This is a genomic window from Hyphomonas chukchiensis, assembly GCF_000682695.1.
Lineage (GTDB): Bacteria > Pseudomonadota > Alphaproteobacteria > Caulobacterales > Hyphomonadaceae > Hyphomonas > Hyphomonas chukchiensis.
Window position 1 is genome coordinate 1 of sequence record NZ_AWFG01000064.1, and the last position, 2,257, is coordinate 2,257.

The 2,257-nt window shown below is 62.7% G+C and carries 1 protein-coding gene; it reads right to left on the reverse strand.

The window, feature by feature from the left end; translation table 11 throughout:
* Positions 1 to 71 precede the first annotated feature (71 nt).
* The gene (locus HY30_RS16490) at positions 72 to 2,090 is read right to left on the reverse strand and encodes a ParB/RepB/Spo0J family partition protein (protein WP_051615599.1); all 2,019 of its coding nucleotides are present in this window, start codon (positions 2,088 to 2,090) and stop codon (positions 72 to 74) included.
* Positions 2,091 to 2,257: the final 167 nt, after the last annotated feature.

Sequence of the window (2,257 nt, forward strand, 5' to 3'; positions counted from 1 at the left end):
AGCATGCGGAAAAGCCGCCCGACGTACTGCCGGACGGCTTCTGCTTCCACGGACATAAAGACCGCAATCTCTCAGGCGACCCTTTGCTCTGCGACAGGCTGGTTTTCGGGAGAAACGTCGTCCGCGTCTGGCGTAAACAGGCAGGCGATCCGGGCCCACGCATCTGCTGGCGGCGACCCCGCATCCCCGACAAGGCGTGTCGGCGGCACCTGCATCCATCCCGGACGCCAGTCGGGACTGGCCTCACACCCTTCGCCTATGATCCGGTTCCAGATCAGTTCCTTCTGGGCCTTGCCCGTGTCCGTGAGCGATGCTTTCGCCGTCGATGGAGACGCGATGTCGGCCACCATGGCATTGATGGCGCGCTTGTCGCGGACGAGATCAAGGAAGACAGGTTCCGGTTTCCAGTAGGCGACCATATCGGTTTCGGTGGCGACGGCAACGGCTTCCACAATCGGACCACCCGCTTCCATCGTGTCAGCCATCACAAAGGCAAGTACGTTGAGGGTTTCTGTATCATCCATTCCGAGCAATGCTGCAAAGACTTCGCTAAGGTGATAGGCGTCGCCATTTGCGCGCAGGGATGCGAGCCCGTGGGCTTCAAACAAGCGGTGCACATGGTCCCCGGCAGCGTTCATCTTGGCGGTGGCACGGGAGCCATCCACGCTGGCCTGAATGTCTTCCTTTCGGGCAAGGAATTCGTGCCGCCTGACAGTCCACAGGGCGGACCCGACAATAGCATGAGCCACCGTCAGCCGGAGGGCGATTCCTGGGTGGGAAAGCAATGTCGCGCGGGCTGCGCCATGGCGGTGCAAGCCGATATACTGTGCCAGTGGCCCGGACATTTCAGGCTTGGTCTCGGTCGCCTCCGCATCGCCGCCCGGCCTTGCGCGCTTCTCCAATTTTCGGGCTTCGGCCTGCGTAATGTAGCCCTCATGGAAGGTCACGGTGCCATCATGGCGGACTTCGACAATGACGCTGCCGCCCTTGGTGCGGGCGCGTTTCACATGCTCCCAGCTGGCAAAATACATCCCGCGTTCGAGAACCTCCACGTTGCGCCAACCGGCCTCTATATAGGTCTCGACCTTGGCTGCGAGCGCTGCCGATTGGGCTTTCCAGAACGCGTCGGCATAGGCAAACACGCCTGTCTCTCCGAACAGGTCAGTCGTGATCCGGCCGTCATAGGTCGCCAGATCAAACAGCGCCTTGTCCGTCGTGATGATGGCTCCGCCCGTGATCCATGCCTTGCAGGCGCGGCCCATGGGCGCGCGTTCCGTCTCGCTCCTGAACAGGGCTAGCCACTCGGCCTGCTGGTCCTTTGTGGCGAGCGTGAGCGCGCGGATCGTCTCCGGGTCGATCTCGTCTTTGGCATAAAGCGCGCGGATCGGGCCGGAGAGATTGGCAAGCGCGAGGATGCGGCGGACCTTCAACTCCGTGACGCCAAAGTGTCCAGCAATCTCCTCGACCGTCCGGCTTGCATGCGCCAGCTTTCCGAACGCGTTGTATTGCTCCATTTCCGTGGCGGGCAGGCGGGCAACATTCTCGATCAGCGAGGCCTCGACGGCGGCAGCGTCGTCCTCGGCTTCCATGATCGCGCACGGGACCGCGATCGACTTGCCGGTCTCGGCTGCGATGACCTGCAAGGCATGGAAGCGCCGCCGCCCCGCGACGACGCCATAGCCGCCCCCTTCGGGCCGAACCAGAAGCGTCTGGCGGATGCCTTTCTCCCGGATGGACGGCAGGATGTCGGAGACATCCGGGGCCTTGCGAGAGTGCCGCATATTGAGCTTGCTGATATGCAATTGCTCGATGGGGATCGTTTTCAGTACGGGCTGTGCCATGGGATTGTCCTCCTGTTCTGGCGGGTAAAGCGAAAGGCCAAGCGCCCATGCCGGGCCTTTCCAGTTGATCGGGGTGAAGGGGAAGCCTTCTGCGTCACGATTCGCGTCCGGGTCGGTTTCGCCCCAGTCATAGTCATGCAGGCCAATCAGCGGCGCGCGGCCATTGACCCAGATTTCAACGATGCGGGACTCCTCGACGACGAGGGTCAGGCGCGAACGTGGCCCCAGAACAGGGTCCAGCGGGCTCATGCTTGCGCCGCCTGTGCAGGCTCGGACGCCATCAGCCGCGTCAGCGCCGCGCGGCCTGCCGCCAAGGCTTCGGGAAGCAACTCGCCTGCGACTTCACTCAGACAGGCATTGTCCGACCCCGGATAGTTGGCCTCCATACCCCAGATGCTGGTTTGTGTTGAGTCCAC